Source organism: Mycobacterium sp., assembly GCF_036490025.1.
Lineage (GTDB): Bacteria > Actinomycetota > Actinomycetes > Mycobacteriales > Mycobacteriaceae > Mycobacterium.
Genome location: NZ_DASXEP010000200.1, coordinates 22993 through 44040, shown reverse-complemented (window position 1 = coordinate 44040; position 21048 = coordinate 22993). Strand labels below are relative to the sequence as shown.

General features: G+C 66.7%; 19 protein-coding genes and 1 tRNA gene. 9 read left to right on the top strand and 11 right to left on the bottom strand.

Going from position 1 to position 21048, the window contains the following annotated elements:
* The first annotated feature begins 17 nt into the window (after positions 1-17).
* Positions 18-386: a hypothetical protein gene (locus VGG53_RS23365; RefSeq protein ID WP_331520499.1), complete on the top strand. Its 369-nt coding sequence runs from the start codon at positions 18-20 to the stop codon at positions 384-386.
* A 2-nt stretch (positions 387-388) separates the two neighbouring features.
* Here VGG53_RS23365 and metG read toward each other — a convergent pair whose 3' ends face one another.
* Positions 389-1930, bottom strand: a complete 1542-nt coding sequence (gene metG, locus VGG53_RS23360) for a methionine--tRNA ligase (protein ID WP_331520498.1) — start codon at positions 1928-1930, stop codon at positions 389-391.
* 18 nt (positions 1931-1948) lie between these two features.
* Here metG and VGG53_RS23355 point away from each other — a divergent pair, with 18 nt between their 5' ends.
* The 5 genes from VGG53_RS23355 to VGG53_RS23335 all read left to right on the top strand — a co-directional run bounded on the left by VGG53_RS23355 (position 1949) and on the right by VGG53_RS23335 (position 7948).
* Entirely contained in the window at positions 1949-2794 is an 846-nt protein-coding gene (locus VGG53_RS23355; RefSeq protein WP_331520497.1) for a TatD family hydrolase, read from the top strand.
* Positions 2795-2932: 138 nt separating this feature from the next.
* Positions 2933-4060, top strand: coding sequence for a transglycosylase family protein (locus VGG53_RS23350; RefSeq protein ID WP_331520496.1), 1128 nt, complete (start codon positions 2933-2935; stop codon positions 4058-4060).
* Complete coding sequence (gene rsmA, locus VGG53_RS23345) at positions 4024-4974, top strand: 16S rRNA (adenine(1518)-N(6)/adenine(1519)-N(6))-dimethyltransferase RsmA (RefSeq protein WP_414689040.1); 951 nt, start codon at positions 4024-4026, stop codon at positions 4972-4974. Before VGG53_RS23350 ends, rsmA begins: the two co-directional genes overlap by 37 nt.
* 56 nt (positions 4975-5030) lie before the next feature.
* Positions 5031-5996 (top strand): 4-(cytidine 5'-diphospho)-2-C-methyl-D-erythritol kinase, encoded by a 966-nt coding sequence (locus VGG53_RS23340; RefSeq protein ID WP_331520530.1) that lies wholly within the window; start codon positions 5031-5033, stop codon positions 5994-5996.
* A 317-nt stretch (positions 5997-6313) separates the two neighbouring features.
* Entirely contained in the window at positions 6314-7948 is a 1635-nt protein-coding gene (locus VGG53_RS23335; protein WP_331520495.1) for a fatty acyl-AMP ligase, read from the top strand.
* 17 nt (positions 7949-7965) lie between these two features.
* On the opposite strand, the gene pth is transcribed toward VGG53_RS23335, so the two are convergent.
* The 10 genes from pth to VGG53_RS23285 form a co-directional block, all read right to left on the bottom strand.
* Positions 7966-8541, bottom strand: a complete 576-nt coding sequence (gene pth, locus VGG53_RS23330; RefSeq protein WP_331520494.1) for an aminoacyl-tRNA hydrolase — start codon at positions 8539-8541, stop codon at positions 7966-7968.
* A 3-nt stretch (positions 8542-8544) separates the two neighbouring features.
* Complete coding sequence (locus VGG53_RS23325; protein WP_331520493.1) at positions 8545-9207, bottom strand: 50S ribosomal protein L25/general stress protein Ctc; 663 nt, start codon at positions 9205-9207, stop codon at positions 8545-8547.
* A gap of 126 nt (positions 9208-9333) precedes the next feature.
* Complete coding sequence (locus tag VGG53_RS23320; protein WP_331520492.1) at positions 9334-10200, bottom strand: oxidoreductase; 867 nt, start codon at positions 10198-10200, stop codon at positions 9334-9336.
* 32 nt (positions 10201-10232) lie between these two features.
* Positions 10233-10883: an LpqN/LpqT family lipoprotein gene (locus VGG53_RS23315; protein WP_331520491.1), complete on the bottom strand. Its 651-nt coding sequence runs from the start codon at positions 10881-10883 to the stop codon at positions 10233-10235.
* Entirely contained in the window at positions 10880-11227 is a 348-nt protein-coding gene (gene arsC, locus VGG53_RS23310) for an arsenate reductase (glutaredoxin) (RefSeq protein WP_331520490.1), read from the bottom strand. Before arsC ends, VGG53_RS23315 begins: the two co-directional genes overlap by 4 nt.
* Positions 11228-12208 carry a ribose-phosphate diphosphokinase gene (locus VGG53_RS23305; protein ID WP_331520489.1) on the bottom strand — a complete coding sequence of 327 codons (981 nt, stop codon included), beginning with the start codon at positions 12206-12208 and terminating at the stop codon, positions 11228-11230.
* An 81-nt stretch (positions 12209-12289) separates the two neighbouring features.
* The gene (glmU, locus tag VGG53_RS23300) at positions 12290-13768 is read right to left on the bottom strand and encodes a bifunctional UDP-N-acetylglucosamine diphosphorylase/glucosamine-1-phosphate N-acetyltransferase GlmU (RefSeq protein WP_331520488.1); all 1479 of its coding nucleotides are present in this window, start codon (positions 13766-13768) and stop codon (positions 12290-12292) included.
* A 117-nt stretch (positions 13769-13885) separates the two neighbouring features.
* Entirely contained in the window at positions 13886-14539 is a 654-nt protein-coding gene (locus tag VGG53_RS23295; protein ID WP_331520487.1) for a TetR/AcrR family transcriptional regulator, read from the bottom strand.
* Between the two features lie 46 nt (positions 14540-14585).
* Positions 14586-15260 (bottom strand): TetR/AcrR family transcriptional regulator, encoded by a 675-nt coding sequence (locus VGG53_RS23290; protein ID WP_331520486.1) that lies wholly within the window; start codon positions 15258-15260, stop codon positions 14586-14588.
* Between the two features lie 223 nt (positions 15261-15483).
* Positions 15484-15555: transfer RNA gene (locus VGG53_RS23285), tRNA-Gln, on the bottom strand.
* A gap of 129 nt (positions 15556-15684) precedes the next feature.
* On the opposite strand from VGG53_RS23285, the gene VGG53_RS23280 reads away from it, so the two are divergent.
* The 3 genes from VGG53_RS23280 (at position 15685) to VGG53_RS23270 (ending at position 21014) form a co-directional block, all read left to right on the top strand.
* Positions 15685-16278 (top strand): TetR/AcrR family transcriptional regulator, encoded by a 594-nt coding sequence (locus VGG53_RS23280; protein WP_331515053.1) that lies wholly within the window; start codon positions 15685-15687, stop codon positions 16276-16278.
* 75 nt (positions 16279-16353) lie between these two features.
* Complete coding sequence (gene mfd, locus VGG53_RS23275) at positions 16354-20001, top strand: transcription-repair coupling factor (protein ID WP_331520485.1); 3648 nt, start codon at positions 16354-16356, stop codon at positions 19999-20001.
* Positions 19998-21014 carry a nucleoside triphosphate pyrophosphohydrolase gene (locus VGG53_RS23270; protein ID WP_331520484.1) on the top strand — a complete coding sequence of 339 codons (1017 nt, stop codon included), beginning with the start codon at positions 19998-20000 and terminating at the stop codon, positions 21012-21014. Before mfd ends, VGG53_RS23270 begins: the two co-directional genes overlap by 4 nt.
* The last annotated feature ends 34 nt before the right edge of the window (positions 21015-21048 follow it).

The following is a 21048-nucleotide window of genomic DNA, read 5'->3' as shown; positions in this document are numbered from 1 at the left end:
GAAAGGGGATCGATCCAATGACCATTGGCAAAAACGTCGGGCGGCTGCTCATGCGCGCGGCTCCGCTGTTCAACGCGCCAATAACGGCGATCGCGACCTCCCCCCGGCTGGGGGCGGGACTGCGGCGCAATATCGCGCTGATCACCTACACGGGGCGACGTTCGGGACGAACGTTCAGCATCCCGGTGGCCTACCGCCGTCGCGGTGACGAGAACATCGATATCGTCGCGAACCTGCCCGACGCCAAGACGTGGTGGCGCAACTTCGTCGGCGACGGCGGTCCCATTTCGTTGACACTCGACGGAGCCGAGCGGGCCGGACATGCCGTCGCCCACCGAGACGCCAGCGGGCGCGTCACCGTCCGGGTTCGCCTGTCCGACTTGTGAACTCAGTCGACTTGGTAACGCGGGAAAACGCCGACCGGCGCCGGTAGCGCCGTGCCGGGTGTCAGACGTGTGCCGATCGCGGCAAAGTCGCGCTGCTCCGGTGGCTGGCCAAGCAGGTCCAGGAGCTTGCCTGCCGATTCGGGCATCACCGGCTGAACCAGCAGCGCCGCAATGCGCACCGCTTCGCACGTCGTATAGAGCACGGTCGCAAAGCGCGTCTGGTCTTCCGCCGATTCGCTCTTGCGCAATACCCACGGCTGCTGAGCCGAGAAGTACCTGTTGGCTGCGCCGAGCATCAGCCAAATCGCTTCAAGTGCGAGATGCATTGCCTGGCTGTCGAATTCGGCACGAACCCGATCGAGCAGACCATCGGCGATGGTGAGCAGCTCGGTGTCGTCGGTGCTGAATTCGCCGGGCGCGGGGACCACCCCGTCGAGATTCTTGGCCACCATCGACAGCGACCGCTGGGCCAAGTTGCCGAGCTCGTTGGCCAGGTCGGTGTTGATCCGGGTGATGATCGCGTCTTCGCTGTAACTGCCGTCCTGGCCGAACGGGACTTCGCGCAACAGGAAGTAACGCACCTGGTCCAGGCCGAAGGTGTCGACCAGGGTGTTGGGATCGACGATGTTGCCCACCGACTTGCTCATCTTCTCGCCGCGGTTGAGCAGAAAGCCGTGCGCGAAAACCCTTCGTGGCAAATCGATTCCGGCTGACATCAAGAAAGCCGGCCAGTAGACGGTGTGGAATCGGATGATGTCCTTGCCGATCATGTGCAGGTCGGCGGGCCAATAGCGTTGAAACAGTTCGGATTCGGTATCCGGGTAACCGACACCGGTCAGATAGTTGGTGAGCGCGTCGACCCAGACGTACATGACGTGGTCGGGATGTCCGGGGACCTTCACGCCCCAGTCGAATGAGGTGCGGGAGATGGACAGGTCGCGCAGGCCGCCCGAGACAAAACTGACCACTTCATTGCGTCGCACCTCGGGTGCGATGAAGTCGGGGTTGGTGTGGTAGTGGGCCAGCAACTTCTCGGCATATGCCGACAGCCGGAAGAAGTAGGTCTGCTCCTCGGTCCAGGTCACCGGTGCGCCGGTTTCGACGGCGATTCGAAGCCCGTCGACCAACGCCGTCTCCGATTCCACGAAGAACCGTTCGTCGCGCACCGAGTACCAGCCCGAGTAGCTGTCGAGGTAGATGTCTCCGGCGGCTTCCATCCGTCGCCAGATGTCTTTGGACGCCTCGTGGTGGTCGGCGTCGGTCGTGCGGATGAACCGGTCGAAGGAAATGTCCAACTTCTTCTGCAGGCGCTGGAACACGTCGGAGTTGCGCCGGGCCAACTCGGCGGTCGGAATGCCCTCGGCCGCTGCGGTCTCGACCATCTTGAGGCCGTGCTCGTCAGTGCCGGTCAGAAAGCGGACGTCGAAGCCGTCGAGCCGCTTGAACCGGGCGATCGCGTCGGTGGCGATGTACTCATAGGCGTGCCCGACATGCGGGTCGCCGTTGGGGTAGGTGATCGCGGTGGTGATGTAGTACGGCGTCATCGCGTCTCACCCTATTGTGTGCGCGTGAGCTCCAAACGTCAGCCGCCACCCGCCCCGCAACGGCTGAGCCCGCTGATCGACGCGCACACCCACCTGGACGCCTGCGGCGCGACGGACGCCGACGACGTGCGCGCCATCGTCGATCGCGCGGCGGCGGTCGGTGTGGTCGCGGTGGTCACCATCGCCGACGACCTGGCCTCGGCGCGCTGGGCGACACAGGCCGCCGAGTGGGATTCACGCGTCTACGCCGCGGCGGCACTGCACCCCACCCGCGCCGGCGCCCTGACCGAGGCGGCCCGCACCGAGATCGAGCGGCTGGCGGCGCACCCGCGGGTGGTGGCGATCGGCGAAACGGGAATGGACCTGTACTGGCCGGGAAAGCTCGAGGGCTGCGCGGACCCCGCCCTGCAGCGGGAGGCTTTCGCCTGGCATATCGACCTGGCCAAGCGGACCGGCAAACCGTTGATGATCCACAACCGCGACGCCGACACCGAGGTGCTCGACGTGCTGCGCGCCGAGGGCGCGCCCGACACCGTGATCTTCCACTGCTTCTCCTCGGGGCCGGGATTGGCGCGTGCCTGCGCGGATGCCGGCTGGCTGGTCAGCCTGTCGGGGACGGTGAGCTTCCGAAACGCACATGAGCTGCGCGAAGCCGTTCCGCTGGTGCCGCCGGCCCAGCTACTGGTGGAGACCGATGCACCGTTTCTGACCCCGCACCCGTATCGGGGCGCCCCGAACGAGCCGTACTGCCTGCCTTACACCGTGCGGGCGCTGTCCGAGCTGATCGACCGGCCCGCTGACGAACTGGCCGAGATCACCACCGGCAACGCCCGCCGGGCCTACGGATTGACGCTGACGAGTTAAAAGTCGGTGAACGCGGCAGGTTCGAGTTGCCCTATCCACCGCGGATTCGTTACCTTCTTGTGATCGAACGGTTGGGGCCCCTGGCGGGCCTTTTTATTTGTTACCCAAGTGCATTTTGAGGTCGGGGATAGACGCGCGTTGAACGTACTCACAAAACTCCATCAGGCTCCGTCACCGGCCCTGCGGCTCCTGGTCGCGGGCCTTCTGCTGGTCTTGGCATTCGCCGGCGGCTTCGCTGTCGCCGACTACAAGACGGTGACGCTGAGCGTCGATGGCACCGCAATGACCGTGACGACGATGAAGTCGCGGGTGATCGACATCATCAAGGAGAACGGATTCACCGTCAGCGACCGGGACGACCTGTACCCGAACGCCGGTGAGCGGGTGCCCGACGCGGCGAACATCGTGCTGCGGCGAAGCCGGCCGCTGCAGATCTCGTTGGACGGCCAGAACACCAAGCAGGTGTGGACGACTGCCTCCACGGTCGACGAGGCGCTGGCCCAGTTGTCGATGACCGACACGGCGCCGGCGGCGGCCTCGCGCGGCAGCCGCGTCCCGCTGGCCGGGATGGCCTTGCCGGTCGTCAGCGCCAAGACGGTCGAGGTCGACGACGGGGGCGTGGTGCGCAACGTGCACCTGGCCGCGGCCCGGGTCGGCGATCTGTTGGCCGACGTCGGGGTGCCCCTGGAGCAAAGCGACCAGGTCACGCCCGGGGCGGCGGCACCGGTGATCGACGGCATGCACGTCCAGGTGACCCGCAACCGGATCGAGCGGCTCACCGAGCGGGTGCCGCTGGTTCCGGCTCGGCACCGCATCGAGGATCCGCAAATGAACATGGACCGCGAGGTCGTCGAGGATCCGGGTACCCCGGGCACCCAAGACGTGACCTTCTCGGTGTCCAAGGTGAACGGCATCGAGACCGGTCGGTTGCCGGTGGCCAGCCACGTCATCACACCCGCTCGCGAGGCGGTCGTGCGGGTGGGCACCAAGCCGGGCACCGAGGTGCCCGAGGTCGCTCACGGCGAGATCTGGGACGCGATCTCGCATTGCGAGGCCGGCGGCAACTGGGCGATCAACACAGGAAACGGCTACTACGGCGGCGTGCAGTTCGACCAGAACACCTGGGAACGCAACGGTGGCCTGCGGTTCGCGCCGCGCGCCGACATGGCGACCCGGGAAGAGCAGATCGCCGTCGCCTCGGTGACGCAGGCGCGTCAGGGCTGGGGCGCGTGGCCGGTGTGCAGCGGCAGAGCGGGTGCGCGCTGACCATCCGGCTGCTTGGCCGGACCGAAATTCGGCGGTTGGCCAAAGAACTCGAATTCCGACCGCGTAAATCGTTGGGGCAGAACTTCGTTCACGATGCCAACACAGTGCGCCGGATTGTGTCGTCGTCCGGAATCAGCCGGAACGATCACGTCCTGGAAGTCGGGCCCGGTTTGGGATCGCTCACGCTGGCACTGCTGGACCGCGGCGCCACGGTGAGCGCCGTCGAGATCGACCCGGTGCTGGCCGATCGGCTGCCGCAGACGGTGTCCGAGCACGCGCACAGTGAAATCCAGCGGCTGACGGTGATCAACCGCGACGTGTTGTCCATCGGCCCCGCCGATCTGGCTTCCGAGCCGACGGCGGTGGTGGCGAATCTGCCCTACAACGTCGCGGTACCGGCGCTGCTGCATCTGCTTGCCGAATTCCCTTCGCTGCGAACGGTGATGGTGATGGTGCAGGCCGAGGTCGCCGAGCGGCTCGCCGCCGAACCCGGTGGCAAGGAATACGGCGTGCCCAGCGTCAAGGTGCGCTTCCACGGACAGGTCCGCCGGCACGGCATGGTGTCGCCGACCGTGTTCTGGCCGATTCCGCGGGTGTACTCCGGACTGGTCCGCATCGACCGTTACACCAATCCGCCGTGGCCGACCGATGCCACCTTCCGGCAGAACGTGTTCAAGCTCGTCGACACCGCATTTGCGCAGCGGCGCAAGACATCTCGCAACGCCTTCGTTGAGTGGGCGGGTTCGGGTAACGAATCGGCGAGTCGGTTGCTCGCCGCGAGTATCGATCCGGCACGCCGGGGCGAGACGCTGACCGTCGACGAATTCGTCCGGCTTCATCAGCGCTCGGCGGACCTCGGCGACGCCAATCCACCCGGCCGCGGCCTTCCTCATCGGCACGCCTCGGCCAGCTGACAGGTCACGGCCCGGACCCGCACCCGGGCGGCGGGCGATAGTCTCGTTCGGTGCCGATGGACGGGAGCACCGCAGCTCAATGGGTGCCCACTGGGTCGGTGACGGTCCGCGCGCCCGGGAAAATCAACCTCTATCTGGCCGTCGGTGATCTGCTGGAAGGCGGTTATCACGAGCTGACCACGGTGTTTCAGGCCGTTTCGCTGCTCGACGAGGTGACGGTGCGCAACGCCGATGTGCTCTCGCTCGAGATCAGCGGCGAGGGCGCCGACCAGCTTCCTCTGGACAACCGCAATCTGGCGTGGCAGGCGGCCGAATTGATGGCTGAGCATGTCGGTCGTGCGCCCGACGTGTCGATCCTGATCGACAAGTCCATCCCGGTGGCCGGTGGAATGGGCGGCGGTAGCGCGGATGCGGCGGCCGTGCTCGTGGCGATCAACTCGTTGTGGGAACTCGGCGTGCCCCGGCGCGACCTGCACACGCTGGCCGCAAAGCTGGGCAGCGATGTGCCGTTCGCGTTGCACGGTGGCACCGCGCTGGGCACCGGCCGCGGCGAGGAGCTGGCTACGGTGTTGGCCCGCAACACTTTTCACTGGGTACTGGCGTTCGCCGAGGGTGGGTTGTCTACTCCGAAGGTGTTCAGCGAGCTGGACCGGTTGCGGCTCGGCAAGCGCAAGGGGGCGGCTGCACCACCGAGGCTCGGTGAACCGGGCCCGGTGCTGGGGGCACTGGCGGCCGGTGACCCCGAACAACTCGCGCCGCTGTTGGGCAACGAATTGCAAGCCGCCGCAGTGAGCATGAACTCCGCGTTGCGCCGCGTTCTGCGGGCGGGTGTCGATGCCGGCGCACTGGCGGGCATGGTGTCGGGTTCCGGGCCGACGTGTGCGTTTTTGTGCCGGTCGGCGCCCTCGGCGGTCGACGTCGGCATCGAGCTGTCGGGGGCCGGTGTCTGCCGCACGGTGCGCGTCGCCAGCGGCCCCGTGCACGGGGCCCGGGTGGTGCCCGCGCCCGCCGCTGACGTGTGACGAAGCGCCTATTTCGCCACACGGTTTGTTTAGTTACTTAAGAGGAGTTTAAGATATTCGGCGGTGACAATTACCGGTCAAGCAATGCGCCTGGTTCGTCCGCCCGCCGTCCCTACCGGCGGGCGTGCCATTGACGCTGTACGGCGGCCCCGCCGCCGTGGCCTCGCCGACACCGAGATGTTGCGCGAGGTTATCGCTGCGCCACCGATTCGAGATGAAATTGCTCCCCAATTGTGGGCGCGCGGATGTCCCAATGTGTGCTTGAGCAGGGGCAACATTAGACGCTGGGCGATGGCGCCGGAACCGAGGAGGCAATCGTGAGCAGGTTTACCGACAACATGTTCCGCAACGCCCATGAGACTACGCGGGGCATGGTTACCGGCGAGCCGCACGAGCCCGTCCGGCACACCTGGCTCGAAGTGCATGAGCGGGCGCGCCGCATCGCCGGCGGACTGGCCACCGCGGGCATCGGGCACGGCGACGCCGTCGGCGTGCTGGCCGGGTTCCCGGTGGAGATCGCGCCGACCGCGCAGGCCCTCTGGATGCGTGGCGCGAGCCTGACGATGCTGCACCAGCCGACGCCCCGCACCGACCTCGCCGTCTGGGCCGAGGACACCATGAACGTCATCACGATGATCGAGGCGAGCGCCGTCATCGTCTCGGAGCCGTTCCTCGTCGCCATTCCGGTGCTTGAGGAGAAGGGCATCAAGGTGCTTATCATTGGCGACCTGCTCGACGGCGAGCCGATCGATCCGGTCGAGACGGACGAAGACGACCTGGCGCTGATGCAGCTGACGTCGGGCTCGACCGGATCTCCCAAGGCGGTGCAGATCACCCACCGCAACGTCTACTCGAACGCCGAGGCCATGTTCATCGGCGCCGAGTACGACGTCGACATGGATGTCATGGTCAGCTGGCTGCCCTGTTTCCACGACATGGGTATGGTCGGGTTCCTGACCATCCCGATGTACTTCGGGGCCGAGTTGGTCAAGGTCACCCCGATGGACTTCCTGCGCGACACGTTGCTGTGGGCCAAGCTCATCGACAAATACCACGGCACTATGACCGCGGCGCCCAACTTCGCCTACGCGTTGTTCGCCAAGCGGCTGCGCAACCAGGCCACCCCCGGCCAATTCGATCTGTCGACGCTGCGATTCGCGCTGTCCGGCGCGGAGCCCGTCGACCCCACCGATGTCGAGGACCTGCTGGATGCGGGTAAGGCCTTCGGGCTGAAGCCGTCGGCCATCCTGCCCGCCTATGGCATGGCGGAGACGACGCTCGCGGTGTCGTTCTCGGAGTGCAACGCCGGCTTGGTCGTCGACGAGGTCGACGCCGATCTGCTGGCTGCGCTGCGCCGCGCCGTCCCGTCCACCAAGGGCAACACCCGGCGGCTGGCATCGCTCGGTCCGCTGCTCAAGGACCTCGAGGCCCGCATCGTCGACGAGAACGGCGAGGTGATGCCCGCTCGCGGCGTCGGCGTCATCGAACTGCGCGGCGAATGCGTCACCCCGGGCTACATCACCATGGGTGGGTTCCTGCCCGCACAGGACAAGAACGGCTGGTATGACACCGGCGATCTCGGTTACCAGATGGAAAACGGCCACGTCGTGGTGTGCGGTCGCGTCAAGGACGTCATCATCATGGCCGGGCGCAACATCTACCCGACCGACATCGAGCGCGCTGCGGGCCGCGTCGAGGGTGTGCGCATCGGCTGTGCCGTCGCGGTCCGGCTCGACGCCGGGCACTCACGCGAGACCTTCGCCGTCGCGGTGGAATCCAACGCTTACCAGGACCCCGTCGAGGTGCGCCGGATCGAGCACCAGGTGGCCCACGAGGTCGTCACCGAGGTTGACGTGCGGCCGCGCAACGTCGTGGTGCTCGGCCCCGGCACCATCCCCAAGACGTCGTCGGGCAAGCTGCGGCGAGCCAACTCCGTCACGCTGGTCACGTAGTTCTCAAGCGCGCCGACTCACCAGGCATGCACCCGGTTCTGGGCAGCCTCGAGACCCAGCTCGATCAACAGCTCGGTGGCGTCAGCCGCCTGCTCGCAGACCGTCGGCACCTCCGGGCGTTCGGCGGCGGTGAAATTCTCCAACACGAACGCCGCCGGGTCTTTGCGTCCCGGCGGCCGGCCGATGCCGATCCGCACTCGCTGAAAGTCCTTGGTACCCAGTGCGTTCACGATTGAGCGCAGCCCGTTGTGGCCGCCTTCGCCCCCACCGAGCTTAAGTCGGATCTGACCGAAGTCGATATCGAGTTCGTCGTGGATGATCAGCACGTCAGCCGGCGACACCGAGTAGAACTTGGCCAGCGGGCCCACCTGGCGGCCGGACTCGTTCATGTAGCAGCGCGGCTTGGCCAGCACGACGGGACGTCCGCCGAGCCGGCCGGTGACGATCTCCGCACCGGAACGCTTGTGCACCTTGAAGTTTGAACCCAGCCGGGCAGCGAGCCGGTCTGCGACCATGAACCCCAGGTTGTGCCGCGTCTGGGCATAGTTCGGTCCGGGGTTGCCCAGACCCACCACCAATTGTGGGCCGGCCACGGTCTATTCGGATTCGGACTCGGCTTCGGCTGCCTCGTCCTCGCCTTCGGCGGCCTCCTCGGCCGGCGCTTCGGCCTCGGCCACCTCGCCGGCGCCCTCGCTCTCGAGCTCCTCGGCGGTCGGCGCGTTCACCACGTTGACCACCAGCAGCTCGGGGTCATCGATAAGCGTGACCCCCGCTGGCAGGGCGATCTGCCCGGCGGTGAACTGGGTGCCCGGCTCGGCGCCGTCGATCGACAAGGTCAATGACTGCGGGATCGACATTGCGTCGGCCTCGATCTCGATGGTGCTGGCCTCCTGGGTCACCAGGGTGCCGTATGCGGCCTCGCCCACCACGTCGACGTTGACCTCGACGGTGACCTTCTCGCCGAGACGAACCACCAGCAGGTCGGCGTGCGTGATGCTGCGGCGGATTGGGTGGATTGCGAGCGCCTTGGTCAACGCGAACTGTTCTTTGCCGTCGATGTCGAGGGTCAGCACCGCGTTGGTGCCGGAGTGGCGCAGCACCGCGGCGAAATCGCGCCCGGGCAACTCCAGGTGCTGCGGGTCGGCGCCGTGACCGTAGAGAACGGCCGGAACCTTGCCTTCGCGCCGTGCCCGCCGGGACGCGCCTTTGCCGGTCTGGGTCCGCACCAGCGCGGTGAGCTTATTCGCAGATCTAGCCATGGTGTCGCTCCTGGGTCAGGTTTCTGGCACGGCCAGGATCGCGACAATGAGTCGGTCCCGTCGATGACGGTGGCTTGTCTAAGCCACCCTCGCCGTGACGCCTGGTCAGGCTAGCGCATCAGCACCTCAGAGCGGAAATTTGGTGGCCGTGAGCCGCTCGGACAGCTCCCACAACGCAGCGGCGGTGGCGTCACGTTTGGCCAGCGGGCTGCGGCCAGCCGGCCGACTGCGTCCGAACACGCCGAAGGTCGGGCCGATGAAGCTGTTGCCCGGGACGTCTTGTGCTACCGCGTACAGCGTCTGCCGGGCACCGAAGTCGGCGTTGGTGGCCAACCGGTTGCCGACCGACATCAGTGCATCGCCGAGTTTGCGCCCGGATTGGCCCTGCAGGTTGGTGTGCGAGTAGCCGGGGTGGGCGGCCACCGCCCGCAGCTGCGAGCCGGTCGCGGCCATCCGGCGCTGCAACTCGCTGGTGAACAACAGGTTGGCGAGTTTGGACTGGCCGTAGGCCAGCCACGCCGAGTAGGGCCGCGACGTCCAGTTCAGGTCCCGAAGGCTGATGTAGCCCATCCAGTGCATCAACGACGACACCGTCACCACCCGGTCGGTGACCTTCGGCAACAACAGGTTGGTCAGCGCGAAGTGGCCGAGATGGTTGGTGCCGATCTGGCTCTCGAACCCGTCGGCGGTGACCGCGTGCGGGACGGCCATGATGCCGGCGTTGTTCACCAGGATGTCGACGGTGTCGACCCCGTCGGCGAACTGCCGCACCGAAGCCAGATCCTGCAGGTCGAGTCGGCGCACCTCGACGTCTCCGGTCATCTCCCGGGCGGCGGCTTCACCCTTGCCGGTGTTGCGCACGGCCAGGATCACTTGAGCGCCGGCCCGGGCCAGCTCGCGGGCCGTGACCGCACCCAGGCCGCTGTTGGCTCCGGTGACGATGGCCGTGCGTCCGGCGAATGAGGGCAGGTCTGCGGCGGTCCACGACGTCATGGCACACACAGTAATGCGGTGCCGTTGTGGTGCTACTTCGCGGCGACGGTGAATCCGTGGATGATCGCCTCGACGTCGACCGCGTCGGCGACCGCCTTGTCGGCCAGGCTGGTGACCGCGAGCTGGACGAGGTAGCGGTCCGGTTCGGCGCCGGATCCGGTGGCGATCACCATCCGGTTGATGGTGTGCAGCCGCTGGTCGCCGAGGTTGTAGCTGCCCTCGATCATCGAGGACGGAAAGCCGTGGAAGTCGGCCGTTGACGACTCGAGCTGCTTGAAGTTCTGCGCGAGCCGGGCATCGTCATTGCCGTGCTTGACCAACTCGGCGGCATCGAAATCGCCGTCCAGTTTGAACACGATCAGCATCGCGTTGGGAAAGCCGTCGTCCTTGGCGATCATTTCGGTGGTGGGCGGGATGTTCGGCTTGTCGGCCTTCTGCCAGCCCGGCGGGGTCGGGATCGACACGGTCAGGTCGGTCAACTTGTCGGGCGCGACGGGGCGTCCGGACACCCCGCTACTTTCCAGATACTGCGAGAAAGGTACCGGGGTTCCCGTCGGCGTCGGGGTTGTCGACGTGGTTGTCATCCAAATCGACTGGTAGTCAGGGTTTTTCGGCCCGCAGGCAACCGGCAAGAGGGTCAGTAATGCCGAGGCCACCAGCAGCGCCCGCCGTGGCCGGCTCACAGGATCTCGCGGACCGTGTCGACCGGACGAGCCAGCCGCGTGCCTTTCGGTGTGACGACGAATGGCCGCTCGATGAGGATGGGATGCTCGGCCATCGCGTCGAGCAGTTGGTCGTCGCCGGCATCGGCCAGACCGAGCTCGGCGTAGAGCGCTTCGCGTTTACGCACGGCGGCCCGCACCTCGATGCCGGCAGCGCGGATCATCTTCACCAACTCCGCACGGGACGGCGGTGTTTTCAGGTACTCCACAACGTCGGGCTCGATACCGTTGTCGCGCAACAACTCCAGGGTCTTGCGCGACGTCGAGCACTTGGGGTTGTGGTAGATGACGGCGGCACTGGCCATCTACGCGTCACCGTCGAATAGACCTGTGACCGAACCGTTTTCGAATACCGCGCGAATGGTGGTTGCCAGCAGCGGGGCGATCGACAACACGGTGAGCTGCGGAAAGCGCTTCTCCTCGCCGATCGGCAGCGTGTTGGTGACGATCACTTCCTTGGCGCCGCTCTCGGCCAACCGCTCGGACGCCGGGTCGGACAGCACGCCATGAGTCGCGGCGATGACGACGTCTTTCGCGCCGTCCTTGCGCAGCAGCGTGACCGCGCCGGCGATGGTGCCACCGGTGTCGATCATGTCGTCGATCAGCACGCAGGTACGCCCCTGCACCTCACCGACCACGCGATTGGACACCACCTGGTTGGGCACCCGCGGGTCGCGGGTCTTGTGGATGAACGCCAGCGGGACGCCGCCCAGCGCGTCGGCCCACTTCTCGGCGATACGCACCCGGCCGGAGTCGGGGGAGACGACCACCATGTCGCCGCTGTCGTAGTTGTCCTTGATGTAGCCGGTCAGCAGGTTCTGCGCGCGCATGTGGTCGACCGGCCCGTCGAAGAAACCCTGGATCTGGTCAGTGTGCAGGTCGACGGTCACGATCCGGTCCGCACCCGCGGTCTTGAACAGGTCGGCGACCAGGCGCGCCGAGATCGGCTCGCGGCCGCGGTGCTTCTTGTCCTGACGGGCGTACGGGTAGAACGGCACGACCGCGGTGATCCGCTTGGCGCTGCCGCGTTTGAGTGCGTCGATCATGATGAGCTGTTCCATCAGCCACTGATTCACCGGTGCCGGGTGTGATTGCAGGACGAATGCGTCGCAACCGCGGACCGATTCCTGGAATCGAACGAAAATCTCGCCGTTGGCGAAGTCGCGTGCGGTCTGCGCGGTGACCTGCACATCGAGCTCCTTGGCCACCTGTTCGGCCAGCTCGGGGTGCGCGCGACCGGTGAAGAGCATCAGGTTCTTGCGGTTGTCAGTCCAGTCGTAGCTCACGTGCTGCCCTCGCTGGTTCGGGTCGGATGGCTGCTTTACGAATACTAGGTAGTGAAACGTTGCTCCGCTGCCCCGGTGGTGTCATGTCGGCTCCGTGGGTGTGGTGTGTGCCCCGTCATCGGCGGTTCGCGTCCGCTCCGCGGCCTGTGCGGCCGCGCTGCCGGGCCGTTTGCGTTCGACCCAGCCCTCAATGTTGCGCTGCTGGCCGCCGGATACCGCCAGCGCGCCGGGCGGAACGTCCTCCCGGACCACCGTGCCGGCCCCGGTGTAGGCCCCGTCGCCGACGGTGACCGGGGCGACGAACATGGTGTCGGAGCCGGTGCGCACGTGCGAGCCGACCCTGGTGCGCTGCTTGGACGTGCCGTCATAGTTGACGAACACGCTGGAAGCGCCGATATTGCTGTGTTCGCCGATGTCGGCGTCGCCGACGTAGGTCAGGTGCGGCACTTTGGTGCCCGGGCCGATGGTGGAGTTCTTGGTCTCGACGAATGCGCCGAGCTTGCCCTCGGCGCCCAGCACCGAACCGGACCGCAGATAGGTGAACGGGCCGACCACAGCGCCGTCACCGATCGACGCGTCGGCGCCGTGGGTACGGACCACCGACGCGCCGTCACCGACCGCGACGTCGGTCAGCGTGGTGTCCGGGCCGATGGTGCAGCGCCCGCCGATGCGGGTGGCGCCGAGCAGCTGCGTTCCCGGCTGGATCACGGTGTCGCGGCCGATGCTCACATCGATGTCGATCCAGGTGGTCGTCGGATCGACGATGGTGACGCCGGCCAGTTGGTGAGCGGCCACGATACGGCGGTTGAGCTGGGCCGCCAGCTCAGCCAACTGGACACGATTGTTGACCCCGGCCACCAGCGAGCTGTCGTCGACGTGGCGGGCCTGCACCACCTGCCCGTCCTGGCGAACGATCGCGACGACGTCGGTGAGATACAGCTCCCGCTGCGCGTTGTCGGCGGACAGCCGGCTCAGCGCCGATCGCAACGCCGCGATGTCGAAGGCGTACACGCCGGCGTTGACCTCGCGGATTTCTTGCTGTGACGGCGTCGCGTCGGCCTGCTCCACGATCCCGATCACCTCGTGGTCCTGTGTCCGCAGCGTGCGGCCGTAGCCGGTCGGATCGCTCAGGGTGGTGGTCAGCACGGTGACCGCCGCGCCGCGGGAGTTGTGCGTGGCGACCAGGTCGGCGAGCGTGTCGGCGTCGAGCAGCGGAATGTCGCCGGAGGTCACCACGACGACGCCGCGGAAATCGTCCGGCAGTGCTGACAAGCCGCACAGCGCCGCATGGCCGGTGCCCAGTTGTTGGTCCTGCGTTGCCACGTCGATCCGGCGGTCGAGGGTTTGTGCCAGTTCACCGATCGCCTGGTCGATGCGTCGGTGATCCCGGCCGAGCACCACCACCAGGTGTTGGGGGGCCATCTTGGTGATCGCGTGCAGCGAATGCGCCAGCATGCTGCGGCCGGCCAAGGTGTGCAGCACCTTCGGGGTGTCTGAGCGCATGCGGGTGCCGGCCCCGGCCGCCAGGACGAGGACCGCTGATTCGCCGTGTGTCGTCATCGAACCTCCTCGCTGCCGGCCGCCCGGTGGCACAAGCATGCATGTCGGTGCGCCGCCATCCGTTCAGCGTGTCATTATCCGCACGGTTGCGGCAAAGCACGACGACCGCGATGGGCATCAATCGCCGCGCGCGACGTGACGCAGCGCCTCGCGGGCCAGGAACTCGCGGTAGTAGCCCAGCGACGCCTCGGTGACGATGGCGGGAAACAACAGCTCCCACATCTGCGTGAGTCGCTGGACGAGATCGTGGCCGTTGGCCGTCGCTTGGCCCAGCAGCCGGGCACCGAATGTCGCGCCGATGATCGACTCGCTGACTATCTTGGGGTCGAGTTCTGACCGGATGTCGCCTTCGGCTACCGCCCGCCGGGTCTGTGCCGTCATCGCCTCGATCCAGGGGGCGTACGCGGCACCGACCGGGTCGACGAATTTACCGAACGCGAGAGCCAACTGTTCGGCGGTGCGCACGACGTCGTTGGTAGCGAACAGATCTGCGGTGACGAACGTTCCGTGCAGGATGTTCTCCAACGCCGGAGAAAACGAGTCCGACATCACGCTCAATGTGGCGACCACACGGTTGGCGCCGTCGTCGATGATGGCCGACGCCAGTGACTCCATCGAGTCGAAGTGGTGGTAGAAGGCGCCCTTGGTCATCCCGGTGCGCTCGATGATCGCGCCCCGGTCGGCAGCCGCGAACCCGACCTCGGTGAACACCTCAACCGCAGCGTCGAGGATCTTGCGCCGAGTCGCCTCCGATCGAACCTGACGGGCCACGCCGATCACCTCCGGAGTTCCGCTGGTGCGCTTGGCTTCCGGACCGTCATGTCGAACCCGCCAGCGCGGTCGTACTTCCGATCGCGATTGTCGTACGTCGCCTGATGAATTGCCGGAAGTAGTCGATCCGCTCCGGCCGCACCAGGCCGGGCAGTGCCACCGCCCAAACCTTCTCCAGCTGGCGGAGGAATCGTTCCGGCTCGTCGAGGTCACTGACCCGGCGCAGCCCCATGTAAGTCGACACCAGCAGACGTCCCACGTCATGGGGATCGCGTTCCTCGAACACGTCGCCCTCGACGATGGCCTGCCGGACGGTGAGCGCGACGGTATCGATCCATGCCGCAAGAGATTTCGACTGCAAGCCGTCGATTCGCCCGATTGACTCGAGCAGATGCAAAGCCGCGCGGGAGAGGTCCTCGCTGATGTCGCGGACCGCCAACTGGTACGACAAATCGATCAGCGTCTCCAGGCCGGATAATTTCCGTGCCAGCAGGTCGGCGACCGCCGCGCTGGACCGAGCGTACTGATCGTCGATGACGGCCAGCGCCATCGCATGCTTGGAACGGAAGTGGAAATACATTGCGCCCTTGGTCAATTCGGCCTCAGCCAGGATTTCATCAAGGCCGACCTGATGGTAGGGCCGCCGGGCGTACTGTCGCGCGGCGGCACGCAGAATCTGCTGGCGGGTGGAATCCGCTCTGCTGTCGGTCGTCTGGGTCATGGTTGGCCACCTAATCGTGCTGCGCGGCAGGGGTTCGACGATCGGTTTGCGATCGACGGGAGCTGGCAACGTTCGACTGAGCTTGGCGGGAATCGATGACTGCGAGTTTATCAAAAGCGCCAGATAATCCCGATAGCATGTATCAATTTCCCGGTTTGCATGCTCGGCGGCCGTCATGGCGCGGAGGTCGTGGACCGGCGAACGATGGCCGGACTCGAGGAAGCTCCGTCGCCAGGACTCGAACCTGAACTGTCTGAACCAAAATCAGAAGTGCTGCCGATTACACCACGACGGATCGCTACGACCAGCGGTAAGACCGCGTCCACTCTAGACGACCGTGCGGACCGATCACCGACCGCAGGCGAGGGATAACCTTTGAGGCGTGGCCGCGCCGGACAAGGAAACGCGGGCGCCTCGCACCAGGATGACCGGTAGCGAGCGCCGGCACCAACTCATCGACATCGCGCGGTCGCTGTTCGCCGAGCGGGGCTACGAAGGAACCTCGATCGAGGAGATCGCCCTTCGGGCCAACGTGTCCAAACCCGTCGTCTACGAGCATTTCGGCGGCAAAGAAGGTCTGTACGCGGTGGTTGTCGACCGGGAGATGTCGGCGCTGCTGGACGGCATCACCTCCTCGCTGACCAACAACCGGTCGCGGGTGCGGGTCGAGACGGTTGCGCTGGCACTGCTGACCTATGTCGAGGAACACACCGACGGATTTCGCATCATGATCCGCGACTCGCCGGCTTCGATCAGTTCTGGCACCTACTCCAGCCTGCTCAACGATGCCGTCAGCCAGGTCAGCTCGATCCTGGCCGGCGACTTCGCCCGCCGCGGCCTGGACTCCGACCTTGCCCCGCTGTACGCCCAGGCGCTGGTCGGCTCGGTGTCGATGACCGCACAGTGGTGGCTGGACACTCGAGAACCAAAGAAAGAAGTGGTCGCCGCCCATCTGGTCAACCTGGTGTGGAACGGCCTGACCCATCTGGAAGCCGACCCGCACCTGCAGGACGAATAATCACTTCCCGCACGGATCCTTGACAGCGCTCGGCCAGAAATTGGCGATGCTCGGCCCCCATACAATGGCGGCATCATGACCGCAGGGGGGCCGGAAATCACAGATACCCCGATCGCGGGGCTTGTCGAGCTGGCGTTGCGAGCGCCGACGCTACAACGACTCGTCGACCTGGCTGCCGATCGACCCGACGATCTGGCGTTGGTCGGGCCGGCCAGCGCGCGACTGTTCGTCGCCTGCGCGCTGGCCCGCACCGGCCCGCTGCTGGTCGTCACCGCCACCGGCCGAGAGGCCGATGACCTTTCCGCCGAACTGCGCGGCGTCCTCGGCGATGCAGTGGTGATGTTCCCGTCCTGGGAGACGCTGCCCCACGAGCGGCTCTCTCCCGGCGTCGACACCGTCGGCGCCCGGATGATGCTGCTGCGCCGGCTGGCCCACCCGCAGGACGGCCGGCTCGGCCCGCCGGTGCAGGTGGTGGTCACGGCGGTCCGCTCGCTGCTGCAGCCGATGGCACCGCGGCTCGGCCTGGCCGAGCCCCTCACGCTGACCGTCGGCGGCCAGGTGGCCTTCGAAGACGTCATAACCCGGCTGGTCGAGCTTGCCTACACCCGAGTGGACATGGTGGGCCGACGGGGCGAATTCGCCGTTCGCGGCGGCATTCTCGACATTTTCGCTCCGACCGCCGAGCACCCGGTACGGGTCGAGTTCTGGGGCGACGAGGTCACCGAGATGCGGATGTTCTCGGTGGCCGACCAGCGGTCGATAACGGAGATCAGTGTCGACTTCCTGGTCGCGGTCGCGTGCCGCGAGCTGTTGCTGACCGATGAGGTGCGGGCCCGGGCCGCCGAGCTGGCCGGACAACAGTCGGCGCCCGAGCACGGTATCACCGGCGGCGTCGGCGACATGCTGGCCAAGCTCGCCGAGGGCATTCCGGTCGACGGCATGGAGGCACTGTTGCCGGTGCTGCGGCCCGACGGTGTCACGTTGTTGACCGATCAGCTGGCCGATGGCACCCCGGTGCTGGTCTGCGACCCGGAAAAGGTCCGCACCCGGGCGGCCGACCTGATCAAGACCGGCCGCGAATTCCTCGAGGCGTCGTGGTCGGTGGCCGCGGTCGGCGGTGATTCGCCCATCGACGTCGAACAACTCGGCGGATCGGGATTCCGCGAACTCGACGAGGTGCAGGACGCGGCGCGGACGTCCGGGCACCGGTGGTGGACGCTGTCCCAGCTGTCCGACGAGTCGGCGATCGAGCTGGATATCCGCGCCGCGCCGTCAGCCCGCGGCCGGCAGAGCGCTGTCGACGAGATCTTCGCGATGCTGCGCGCGCACGTGGCGACCGGCGGGGCCGCCGCCGTCGTCGCACCGGGGACCGGAACCGCACACCGCGTCGTCGAGCAGCTGGCCGAATCCGAAACGCCGGCAACGATGTTGGAGTCGGGAGCCGAGCCCAAGCCCGGCGTCGTCGGAGTGCTCAAAGGCCCACTGCACGACGGTGTCGTGTTGTCGGATGCGGGGCTGGTGATCGTCACCGAAACCGACCTGACCGGCAACCGGGTGACCGCCACCGACGGCAAACGGCTGGCCGCCAAGCGCCGCAACACCGTCGACCCGCTGGCCCTGACCGCGGGTGACCTGGTGGTGCACGATCAGCACGGCATCGGCCGATTCGTGGAGATGACCGAACGCACCGTCGGCGGAGCGCGGCGCGAGTACCTGGTGCTGGAGTACGCGTCGAGCAAGCGGGGACTCAACGAGACCGACAAGCTCTACGTGCCGATGGATTCGCTGGACCAGCTGTCGCGCTATGTCGGTGGCCAGGCGCCGGCGCTGAGCCGGCTCGGCGGCAGCGATTGGACCAACACCAAGACGAAGGCCCGCAAAGCGGTCAGGGAGATCGCCGGCGAGCTGGTGGCGCTGTACGCCAAGCGGCAGGCGAGCGCGGGGCATGCGTTCGGGCCGGACACGCCGTGGCAGGCCGAGATGGAGGACGCGTTCGGCTTCACCGAGACCGTCGACCAGCTCACCGCGATCACCGAGGTCAAGGCCGACATGGAGAAACCGGTGCCGATGGATCGGGTGATCTGCGGCGACGTCGGCTACGGCAAGACCGAGATTGCGATCCGTGCGGCATTCAAGGCGGTCCAGGACGGCAAGCAGGTCGCGGTGCTGGTACCCACCACGCTGTTGGCCGACCAGCATCTGCAGACTTTCACCGCGCGGATGTCCGGATTCCCGGTCCGGATCAAGGGTCTGTCCCGATTCACTGAGCCCGCTGAATCCCGTTCTGTCATCGAGGGTTTGGCCGATGGCTCGGTGGACATCGTGATCGGCACCCACCGGCTGCTGCAGACCGGGGTGCGCTGGAAAGACCTTGGCCTGGTGGTCGTCGACGAGGAGCAGCGCTTCGGTGTCGAACACAAGGAGCACATCAAGTCGCTGCGCACCCACGTCGACGTGCTGACGATGAGCGCCACCCCGATCCCGCGCACACTGGAAATGAGCCTGGCCGGGATACGCGAGATGTCGACGATCCTGACGCCGCCCGAAGAGCGCTATCCGGTGCTGACTTACGTCGGTCCGCAGGACGACAAGCAGATCGCCGCTGCACTGCGCAGAGAGTTACTGCGCGACGGGCAGGCGTTTTACGTGCACAACCGGGTCAGCTCCATCGACGGGGCCGCGGCGCGGGTACGCGAGATCGTGCCGGAAGCCAAGGTCGCCGTCGCGCACGGTCAAATGCACGAGGAGCTGCTGGAAACCACCGTCGAAGGATTCTGGAACCGCGAGTTCGACATCCTGGTGTGCACCACGATCGTCGAGACCGGCCTGGACATCTCCAACGCCAACACGCTGATCGTCGAGCGTGCCGACACCTTCGGTCTGTCCCAGCTGCACCAGCTGCGCGGGCGGGTCGGCCGCAGCCGGGAACGCGGCTACGCCTATTTCCTGTATCCGCAGCACGCGCCGCTGACCGAGACCGCCTACGACCGGTTGGCGACGATCGCCCAGAACAACGAGCTGGGTGCCGGCATGGCGGTCGCGATGAAGGACCTGGAGATCCGCGGGGCGGGCAACGTGCTGGGGGCCGAGCAGTCCGGGCACGTCGCCGGGGTGGGCTTTGACCTCTATGTCCGCCTGGTCGGCGAGGCGGTCGAGGCGTATCGGGCCGCAGCCGACGGGCAGACGGTCCTCAGTGCCGAGGAGCCGAAAGATGTGCGTATCGATCTGCCGGTGGATGCGCACCTGCCGCCGGACTACATCCCGAGCGATCGGTTACGGCTGGAGGGATATCGGCGGCTGGCCGCGGCGGGGGATGACGCCGCCGTTGAGTCCGTCACTGAGGAGCTGACCGACCGCTACGGGCCGCTGCCCGAAACCGCCGAACGGCTCGTCGCGGTGGCGCGACTTCGACTGCTGTGCCGCGCCGCGGGTATCACCGAGGTGTCGGCGGCGACTGGAGGGACAGGGGCCACGCTGCGGCTGGCTCCGATGACGCTGCCGGACTCCGCCCAGGTGCGGCTGGCGCGCCGGTATCCGGGTGCGCGTTACCGGGCGACGACGTCCACTGTGCAGGTCCCGATTCCGCGGGCCGGCGGTGTCGGCGCACCACGCATTCGCGATCTCGAACTTGTTCAGATGGTGGCCGATTTGGTGGCGGCGCTGATCGGGAAACCTGCAGAATCGACCCAGGTAGTGACGTCAAGCCAGGAGTGGCGCCGATGACTGTCATCTTGGTGGACCCTCGCCGCCCGTCGCTGGTTCCGGTGGAAGCGATCGAGCTGCTCACCGGCGAAGTGCAGTACACCGAGGAGATGCCCGTCGCGGTGCCCTGGACGCTGGCGTCGGCGCGCCCGGCGCACACCGGAGACGACGCTCCGGTGCTGTTGTCGTCCGATCCCGAACACCCCTCGGTCATTGCGCGATTGGCCGCCGGTGAGCGCCTGATCTCCGCGGCCGGCCGGCAGCTCGGGGAGCGGCTGGTGGACGCCGTCGCGATGATGGACAAACTGCGTACCGCCGGGCCCTGGGAAAGTAAGCAGACGCACGACTCGCTGCGCCGGTTTTTGCTGGAGGAGACTTACGAGCTTTTCGACGCGGTCCGCAGCGGCGACACGGATGCCCTGCGCGAAGAGCTCGGTGACGTGTTGCTGCAGGTCCTTTTTCACGCGCGCATCGCCGAGGACGCGCCTGCGCATCCGTTCACCATCGACGATGTCGCCGATACGTTGCTGCGGAAGTTGGGCAATCGAGCTCCGGGAGTTCTTGCCGGAGATCAGGTTTCGCTTGACGAGCAGTTGGCGCAATGGGAGGAGCGCAAAGCCCAGGAGAAGCCGCGGAACTCACTGATGGACGATGTGCCTACCGGTCAACCGGCTTTGGCGTTGGCACACAAGCTGATTCAGCGGGTCACGCGGGCCGGCTTCCCGATCGACCTGATCCCGACCGACATCACGTCGGTCACCGTGACAGCCGACGCCGATGCCGAAAACGCCTTGCGCACCGCTGCACTGGAATTCATGGACACCGTCCGCGCCGTCGAGAAGGCAATCGCCGCGGAGCGTCGCTCAGAGGATGTCCCCGCAGAGCTGGATGTCGCTGCGATCGGCACGATCACCGAGCACGAGTGGCGGGCATGCTGGCCATCGACAGACGGGGCCGAACCCGGGCCCGTCACCGAACCCGACGAGACAGCCGAGGATGCCGAACCCTCGTCGGATGACCCGGACGAAGACTGACAGCGGTATTGACGCGGGCGAAAACATTCCGGAA

Bases quoted from the DNA above. Each gene is read 5' to 3' on its own strand.
- VGG53_RS23365 (WP_331520499.1), top strand. From the start codon at position 18: ATGACCATTGGCAAAAACGTCGGGCGGCTGCTCATGCGCGCGGCTCCG.
- metG (WP_331520498.1), bottom strand. From the start codon at position 1,930: ATGACGCCGTACTACATCACCACCGCGATCACCTACCCCAACGGCGAC.
- VGG53_RS23340 (WP_331520530.1), top strand. From the start codon at position 5,031: ATGGACGGGAGCACCGCAGCTCAATGGGTGCCCACTGGGTCGGTGACG.
- VGG53_RS23325 (WP_331520493.1), bottom strand. From the start codon at position 9,207: ATGGCTAGATCTGCGAATAAGCTCACCGCGCTGGTGCGGACCCAGACC.
- VGG53_RS23320 (WP_331520492.1), bottom strand. From the start codon at position 10,200: ATGACGTCGTGGACCGCCGCAGACCTGCCCTCATTCGCCGGACGCACG.
- arsC (WP_331520490.1), bottom strand. From the start codon at position 11,227: ATGGCCAGTGCCGCCGTCATCTACCACAACCCCAAGTGCTCGACGTCG.
- glmU (WP_331520488.1), bottom strand. From the start codon at position 13,768: ATGACGACACACGGCGAATCAGCGGTCCTCGTCCTGGCGGCCGGGGCC.
- VGG53_RS23290 (WP_331520486.1), bottom strand. From the start codon at position 15,260: ATGACCCAGACGACCGACAGCAGAGCGGATTCCACCCGCCAGCAGATT.
- VGG53_RS23280 (WP_331515053.1), top strand. From the start codon at position 15,685: ATGACCGGTAGCGAGCGCCGGCACCAACTCATCGACATCGCGCGGTCG.
- mfd (WP_331520485.1), top strand. From the start codon at position 16,354: ATGACCGCAGGGGGGCCGGAAATCACAGATACCCCGATCGCGGGGCTT.
- VGG53_RS23270 (WP_331520484.1), top strand. From the start codon at position 19,998: ATGACTGTCATCTTGGTGGACCCTCGCCGCCCGTCGCTGGTTCCGGTG.